The organism is Actibacterium sp. (genome assembly GCF_041584535.1).
GTDB lineage: Bacteria > Pseudomonadota > Alphaproteobacteria > Rhodobacterales > Rhodobacteraceae > Actibacterium_D.
The window spans coordinates 1-6,391 of the sequence record NZ_JBFHDW010000156.1; the positions used below are offsets into that span (position 1 = coordinate 1).

10 protein-coding genes and 1 pseudogene are annotated in these 6,391 nt (G+C 59.8%); 1 reads left to right on the forward strand and 10 read right to left on the reverse strand.

Annotated elements, in window-relative coordinates; all coding sequences use genetic code 11:
• From rplN to rpmC, 3 genes are all read right to left on the reverse strand, one after another.
• Positions 1–288, reverse strand: a 288-nt coding sequence (gene rplN / locus ABYW26_RS08895) for a 50S ribosomal protein L14 (RefSeq protein WP_372604432.1), incomplete at its 3' end; no start/stop codon positions are given.
• 63 nt (positions 289–351) lie between these two features.
• The gene (gene rpsQ / locus ABYW26_RS08900) at positions 352–582 is read right to left on the reverse strand and encodes a 30S ribosomal protein S17 (protein ID WP_372604433.1); all 231 of its coding nucleotides are present in this window, start codon (positions 580–582) and stop codon (positions 352–354) included.
• An 11-nt stretch (positions 583–593) separates the two neighbouring features.
• Positions 594–797 carry a 50S ribosomal protein L29 gene (gene rpmC / locus ABYW26_RS08905; protein WP_372604434.1) on the reverse strand — a complete coding sequence of 68 codons (204 nt, stop codon included), beginning with the start codon at positions 795–797 and terminating at the stop codon, positions 594–596.
• Between the two features lie 259 nt (positions 798–1,056).
• Between rpmC and ABYW26_RS08910 the strand changes: the two genes are divergently transcribed.
• Positions 1,057–1,677, forward strand: coding sequence for a 2OG-Fe(II) oxygenase family protein (locus ABYW26_RS08910; RefSeq protein WP_372604435.1), 621 nt, complete (start codon positions 1,057–1,059; stop codon positions 1,675–1,677).
• 6 nt (positions 1,678–1,683) lie between these two features.
• Here the strand turns inward: ABYW26_RS08910 and ABYW26_RS08915 are convergent, their stop codons facing one another.
• The 7 genes and pseudogenes from ABYW26_RS08915 to rplB form a co-directional block, all read right to left on the reverse strand.
• The gene (locus ABYW26_RS08915; protein WP_372604442.1) at positions 1,684–2,049 is read right to left on the reverse strand and encodes a glutaredoxin; all 366 of its coding nucleotides are present in this window, start codon (positions 2,047–2,049) and stop codon (positions 1,684–1,686) included.
• Positions 2,050–2,127: 78 nt separating this feature from the next.
• Positions 2,128–3,180: pseudogene (gene cysK, locus ABYW26_RS08920) on the reverse strand (cysteine synthase A); the annotation flags it as partial.
• 164 nt (positions 3,181–3,344) lie between these two features.
• Positions 3,345–3,758, reverse strand: a complete 414-nt coding sequence (gene rplP / locus ABYW26_RS08925; protein WP_372604437.1) for a 50S ribosomal protein L16 — start codon at positions 3,756–3,758, stop codon at positions 3,345–3,347.
• Positions 3,759–3,770: 12 nt separating this feature from the next.
• Positions 3,771–4,478, reverse strand: a complete 708-nt coding sequence (gene rpsC, locus ABYW26_RS08930) for a 30S ribosomal protein S3 (protein ID WP_372604438.1) — start codon at positions 4,476–4,478, stop codon at positions 3,771–3,773.
• Positions 4,478–4,858, reverse strand: a complete 381-nt coding sequence (gene rplV, locus ABYW26_RS08935; protein ID WP_372604439.1) for a 50S ribosomal protein L22 — start codon at positions 4,856–4,858, stop codon at positions 4,478–4,480. The genes rpsC and rplV overlap by 1 nt, the downstream gene beginning before the upstream one ends.
• Before the next feature lie 3 nt (positions 4,859–4,861).
• A complete protein-coding gene (gene rpsS, locus ABYW26_RS08940; protein ID WP_372604440.1) occupies positions 4,862–5,140 on the reverse strand; it encodes a 30S ribosomal protein S19 in 279 nt (92 codons plus the stop codon).
• Between the two features lie 3 nt (positions 5,141–5,143).
• Entirely contained in the window at positions 5,144–5,986 is an 843-nt protein-coding gene (gene rplB, locus ABYW26_RS08945) for a 50S ribosomal protein L2 (RefSeq protein ID WP_372604441.1), read from the reverse strand.
• Between the last annotated feature and the right edge of the window lie 405 nt (positions 5,987–6,391).

Below are 6,391 nucleotides of genomic sequence, written 5' to 3' on the forward strand. Positions count from 1 at the left end.
GGTGCCGACGGGTTCGTTGTTGTTATTCAGGATAACGGCTGCGTTGCGATCAAAACGGATCGCGGTGCCATCTTCACGACGGACTTCTTTAGCGGTGCGCACGACGACGGCCTTACGGACGTCACCTTTCTTAACGCGACCACGCGGGATGGCTTCTTTTACCGAGACGACAATGATGTCGCCGACGGAAGCGTATTTACGCTTGGAGCCACCCAGAACCTTGATGCACTGAACACGGCGAGCGCCGGAGTTGTCAGCGACATCCAGATTGGTTTGCATCTGGATCATGTGGTTTCTCCCGACCTTTGGGGACTATCGCCCCAGGGTTTCGATCAAACTGGAATTGAGGCCTTAGTTGGCGATCACTTCCCAGCGTTTCGTTTTCGAGATCGGCGCACATTCCTGGATACGGACGGTGTCACCAACCTTGAATTCGTTCTTCGGATCGTGAGCCCGGTATTTCTTGGACTTACGAATGGTCTTTTTCAGAACCGGATGCGTAAAGCGGCGCTCGACCGAAACCGTTACGGTTTGCTCGTTCTGGTCGCTCGTCACGGTGCCTTGCAGGATGCGTTTGGGCATGTGTCAGCTCCTCAGTTGGCCGCCGCTTCAGCGGCTTTTTGGTTCAGAATGGTTTTCACGCGGGCCACGTCACGACGGACCTGACGCATACGCGCGGTGTTCTCAAGCGCGCCCGAGGCCTGCTGGAAGCGCAGGTTAAACGCCTCTTTCTTCAGGCTGACCAGCTGATCACGCAGCTGATCCGGCGTCTTTTCTTTCAGTTCGTTGGCGTTCATCGCCTTTTCCTTTCTCAAACACCGGCCAGCCCCTGATTTTCAGGGTAACATTAGACCCGGTGGCTCAATAGAAAACACGCGATTCCCCTGACGGGGTTTCGCGAGATGCCGCTCTATAGGGGAGCCACGCCGCAAGGGCAAGGGAAAGTTGGGGAATTGTGGGTTTCACCGCATTCAGCGCCCGCCGCAGGCCGATCTGCGCCATTTGACCGCAACGATCCCCCTCGCCAAGGGTTTCGGGCTGGTTTAAGAAATCGCCATGGCACAGATCAAATCACTCTTCGTCACCCGTCTTTACCACGCCGCCCTGTCGGAATTCAGCCCGTCCATCGATCAGGACGAGCTTGAAGCCTCGTGCCTGTCTCTGGCCGAGGATGACGAGGCCGGGCAGATCTGGTGCGAAGAAAACGCCTATCCGGGCTATACCTCCTATGCCTCGCTGACCGACTTGCCGTGGCGGTTTCCGATCTTTGCCGATCTGGTCAAGGTTCTGGATCAGCACGTCGCGGCCTTTGCCAAAGATCTGGAATTCGATCTGGACGACCGCAAGCTGGTGCTTGAGGACCTGTGGATCAATATCCTGCCCGAGGGCGGCACCCACAGCTCGCATCTGCACCCGCATTCGGTGATTTCCGGCACGACCTACGTGGCGATGCCCGAGGGCGCCAGCGCGCTGAAACTTGAAGACCCGCGCTCGGGCCGCCTGATGGCCGCCCCGCCGCGCCGCAAGGATGCGCGCGAGGATCTGCGGACCTTTGTCTATGTCAAACCCAAGGTCGGAGACATCCTGCTGTGGGAAAGCTGGCTGCGCCACGAGGTGCCGCTGAACATGGCCGAAGAAGAACGGATTTCGGTGAGCTTCAACTATCGCTGGGGCTGACCCCGCCTAGCGCGGATGCAGCCATTTCGGCAGAAAGCTATAGGCGTCGCGGGTCATATCCGGGTTGAACGGGATATTGTTCGCGGCCAGCCTGACCTTGAAACTGCCGTCGTTGAACGCGTCAAAGGTTTCAGTCGCGCCGCCGATATGTTCGCCCGCCACAAAGATCTGCGGGATCGTCGGCACCCCGATCAAACTGCGCAGCGCGGCACGGATATCGCCGCCCCGGTTGTCGGCCTGATAAGCGACAGAATCCAGATCAATCGCGCGATAGGCGATCCCGGCCTCGGCGAACATCTTGCGGACCGACCAACAGAATTCGCACCATTCCAGCGCGAACAGAACCACCGGCTGTGTCGGGTCTGACAGCACGTCCTGAACGAATTTGACGGCGTAATCCTTGACCTCTTCGACCTGCGGCGCGGGTGCGGCGCCGCCGGATCCATCGAACCGGAACCGCGGGGTCGAGGCGGCGATTTCCAGCTCTTCCTCGGTCATGGTTTCGACCACGTCTTCGAACATCGGCGTCGACAGATAGCGTTCACCGGTATCCGGCAGCATCGCCAGAATGCGCGCGCCGTCAGGGGCGGTTTCCGCGATCTTCAGCGCGCCGGCAAAGGTGGCACCGCCGCTGATGCCGCAGAAAATCCCCTCTTTCGCGGCAAGGTCATGCGCGCATTTCAAGGCATCGGCCCCGGCCACCGGTTGAAAGATATCGATCAGATTGCCGGTCAGCGCATCCTCGGCCAGCTTCGGGATAAAGTCGGGCGACCAGCCCTGCATCAGATGCGGGCGGAAATTCGGGTGGCTGGCGGACATGCTGCCATCGGGGTTGCGCGGTTGGGCGATGCCGCTGGACAGCATCTGCGAATTGTCCGGCTCGACCGCGACAACCTTGGTGGCGGGGCTTTCGGCCTTAAGCACCCGCGCCACCCCTTTCAGCGTGCCGCCGGTGCCAAAGCCGGTGACCCAGTAATCCAGCCCGATGTCATCGAAATCCGACAGGATTTCCCGCGCGGTGGTCTTGGAATGGGTGTCGGGGTTGGCCTCGTTCTCGAATTGCAGCGAGCTGAACCAGCCGTGTTTCTCGGCCAGTTCGCGGGCCTTTTCGATCATCCCGGTGCCCTTTTCCGCAGCAGGGGTCAGGATGACTCTGGCCCCGAGATACCGCATCAGCTTGCGGCGTTCGACGCTGAAATTCTCGGCCATGGTGATGACCAGCGGATAGCCCTTTTGCGCACAAACCATCGCCAGCCCGATGCCGGTATTACCCGAGGTGGCCTCGATTACGGTCTGGCCCGGTTTCAGGCTGCCGTCACGCTCGGCCGCTTCGATCACACCAAGCGCCAGCCGATCCTTGACTGACCCCAAAGGGTTGAAGGCTTCGATTTTGACGTAAAGTTCGACGTTCTTGGGACCGATGTTGTTCACCCGCACGACGGGTGTCTGACCAACGGTTTCGAGGATCGAGTTCTTGATGTTCGACACGGGCCTATCCTGCAAATTTCTCCGATAGTCAGGCCAGCCTAACAGAGCCCTCCGCGATCACCTAGAACCCAACGGCCCGATCCGGACCGTCGCCGCGCCAGACCCGGCACAAAGGAAAACCCCCGCCAGTTGCCTGACGGGGGTTTTATTTTCAGTCGGGAATATCCCGGTCGCCGGACTTACCAGTCCTCGCGAACCACCACGCGGCATTTCACCGGCAGTTTCATCGCGGCAAGGCGCAGGGCCTCGCGGGCAACAGCTTCGGACACACCGTCGATTTCGAACATCACGCGGCCGGGTTTAACCTTGGCCGCCCAGAAATCCACCGAGCCTTTACCTTTACCCATCCGAACTTCGGTCGGCTTCGAGGTAACGGGCAGATCCGGGAAAATCCGGATCCAGACGCGGCCTTGACGTTTCATGTGGCGGGTCATCGCGCGGCGAGCCGCCTCGATTTGACGCGCCGTGATCCGCTCGGGCTCGATCGACTTCAGACCGAAGGTGCCAAAGTTCAGGTCGGAACCGCCTTTTGCCAGACCGTGGATACGGCCTTTATGCATTTTGCGGAATTTTGTGCGCTTGGGTTGCAGCATCTCATGAACTCCTTAACGGCGGCCGCCGGCGCCACGGGGCGCGGGACCTTCCTGAAGCTCCTGCTGGCGACGGTCACGAGCCTGAGGGTCGTGTTCCATAATTTCGCCTTTGAAGATCCAGACTTTGATGCCGATGATGCCATACGGGGTCGAAGCCTCGCCATGAGCATAATCGATGTCGGCACGCAGGGTGTGCAACGGCACGCGACCTTCGCGATACCATTCGGTACGCGCGATCTCGGCGCCACCCAGACGGCCAGCGACGTTCACGCGGATACCCAAGGCACCCATACGCATGGCGTTCTGCACGGCGCGTTTCATGGCGCGACGGAACGACACACGACGCTCAAGCTGCTGCGCGATGCTTTCAGCGACCAGGGTCGCGTCCAGCTCGGGCTTGCGGACTTCAACGATGTTCAGGTGCAGTTCGCTGTCGGTCATGTTCGCCAGCTTTTTGCGCAGACCTTCGATATCGGCGCCTTTTTTGCCGATGATCACGCCCGGACGCGCAGTGTGAATGGTCACACGGCACTTCTTGTGGGGACGCTCGATGATGATGCGCGAAACGCCAGCCTGCTTGCACTCTTCCTTGATGAACTCACGGAGTTTGATGTCTTCCAGCAGAAGATTACCGTAGTCCTTGGTATCGGCGTACCAGCGGCTGTCCCAGGTGCGGTTGACCTGGAGGCGCATGCCAATCGGATTAACCTTATGACCCATTACGCTTGCTCCTCGACTTGCCGAACCTTGATGGTCAGCTCGGAAAACGGCTTCATGATCTTGCCAAACCGACCACGGGCGCGCGGACGACCGCGTTTCAAGGTCAGGTTCTTGCCGACATAGGCTTCGGCAACGATCAGCTCGTCCACATCCAGGTTATGGTTGTTTTCAGCGTTGGCGATGGCGGACTGAAGGCATTTCTTCACGTCCTCGGCGATCCGCTTTTTCGAGAAGGTCAGGTCGGCCAGAGCCTTATCAACCTTTTTGCCACGGATCATCGCGGCCACCAGATTCAGCTTTTGCGGCGAAGTGCGAAGCATTTTGGCTTTAGCCATCGCTTCGTTCTCGGCCACGCGGCGCGGGTTCTTATCCTTACCCATGGCTTACTTCCTCTTCGCTTTCTTATCGGCGGCGTGACCGTAATAGGTCCGCGTCGGCGCATATTCACCAAATTTCTGGCCGATCATGTCTTCCGATACGTTGACCGGAATGTGCTTGTGACCGTTGTAGACGCCGAAGGTCAGGCCGACAAACTGCGGCAGGATCGTCGAGCGGCGCGACCAGATCTTGATTACTTCGTTACGGCCCGATTCCCGTGCTTTCTCAGCTTTCTTGAGAACGTAGGAATCTACGAAGGGGCCTTTCCAAACAGAACGTGCCATAGATTAGCGACCCTTCTTCTTGGCGTGCCGCGAGCGGATGATCAGCTTGCTGGACGCCTTGTTCTTGTTGCGGGTGCGGGCACCCTTGGTCGGCTTGCCCCACGGGGTAACCGGATGACGGCCACCCGAGGTGCGGCCTTCACCACCGCCGTGCGGGTGGTCGATCGGGTTCATAACCACACCACGCACCGACGGGCGGATGCCCTTGTGGCGGTTGCGGCCTGCTTTACCGATGTTCTGGTTGCTGTTGTCGGGGTTCGACACGGCGCCAACGGTGGCCATGCATTCCTGACGCACCATGCGCAGTTCGCCCGACGACAGGCGGATCTGAGCATAGCCGCCGTCGCGGCCAACAAACTGAGCGTAGGTGCCAGCGGCACGGGCGATCTGACCGCCTTTGCCCTGCTTCAGCTCGATGTTGTGAACGATGGTGCCGATCGGCATGCCGGTGAACGGCATCGCGTTGCCCGGTTTCACGTCGGCTTTGGTCGAGGCGATCACCTGATCGCCAACGCCAAGGCGCTGCGGGGCAAGGATGTAGGCCTGTTCGCCATCTTCATAGCGGATCAGGGCAATGAACGCGGTCCGGTTGGGATCGTATTCGATCCGCTCGACGGTCGCTGCAACATCGAATTTGTTGCGCTTGAAATCGACGATACGATAGAGACGCTTCGCGCCACCACCGCGGCGACGCATCGTGATCCGTCCGGTGTTGTTCCGACCGCCCTTTTTGGTCAAACCCTCAGTGAGAGACTTGACCGGACGCCCTTTCCAAAGCTCCGAACGGTCGATCAGCACCAGCCCACGCTGGCCCGGCGTCGTCGGCTTATACGACTTGAGTGCCATGCTTTCTGTCTTCCGTTTAGCTGCGGCGGGTTGCCCCGCCTATGTTAGCCCCCCGAAGGTGGCCGAGATATAGGGCCCCTAAGGTCCCAAAATTCCAAAATCAACGGGCCCCGGAACGAATCCGAGGCCGCGAGATTGGGGGGATTTAGCAGGGAAGCGTGGGGGTGTCTATAGCAAGCGCCTTATTTCTTTGGCCCTGCACCCCTCGGACCAGCCGCGCATCGCCGACGTGCGCGGGGGCGATGCGACAGTCCCATCGGGCAGTTTATCCCGCCGCCACCTGCTACCTTATCCGGACGGCGCCCAGCCTCACCAGATCGCCGCCGCGTCGGGGCGCGCCGGCGATGCGCGGCGGCCTGCGGCCGCTGTTTCGCGCACAGTATTTATATAAGGCTGGCATCAAGA

Coding starts and splice junctions, on each gene's coding strand:
- rpsQ (WP_372604433.1), bottom strand. CDS start 582: ATGCCCAAACGCATCCTGCAAGGCACCGTGACGAGCGACCAGAACGAG.
- rplP (WP_372604437.1), bottom strand. CDS start 3,758: ATGCTGCAACCCAAGCGCACAAAATTCCGCAAAATGCATAAAGGCCGT.
- rplB (WP_372604441.1), bottom strand. CDS start 5,986: ATGGCACTCAAGTCGTATAAGCCGACGACGCCGGGCCAGCGTGGGCTG.
- rplV (WP_372604439.1), bottom strand. CDS start 4,858: ATGGGTAAGGATAAGAACCCGCGCCGCGTGGCCGAGAACGAAGCGATG.
- ABYW26_RS08910 (WP_372604435.1), top strand. CDS start 1,057: ATGGCACAGATCAAATCACTCTTCGTCACCCGTCTTTACCACGCCGCC.
- rpmC (WP_372604434.1), bottom strand. CDS start 797: ATGAACGCCAACGAACTGAAAGAAAAGACGCCGGATCAGCTGCGTGAT.
- rpsS (WP_372604440.1), bottom strand. CDS start 5,140: ATGGCACGTTCTGTTTGGAAAGGCCCCTTCGTAGATTCCTACGTTCTC.
- rpsC (WP_372604438.1), bottom strand. CDS start 4,478: ATGGGTCATAAGGTTAATCCGATTGGCATGCGCCTCCAGGTCAACCGC.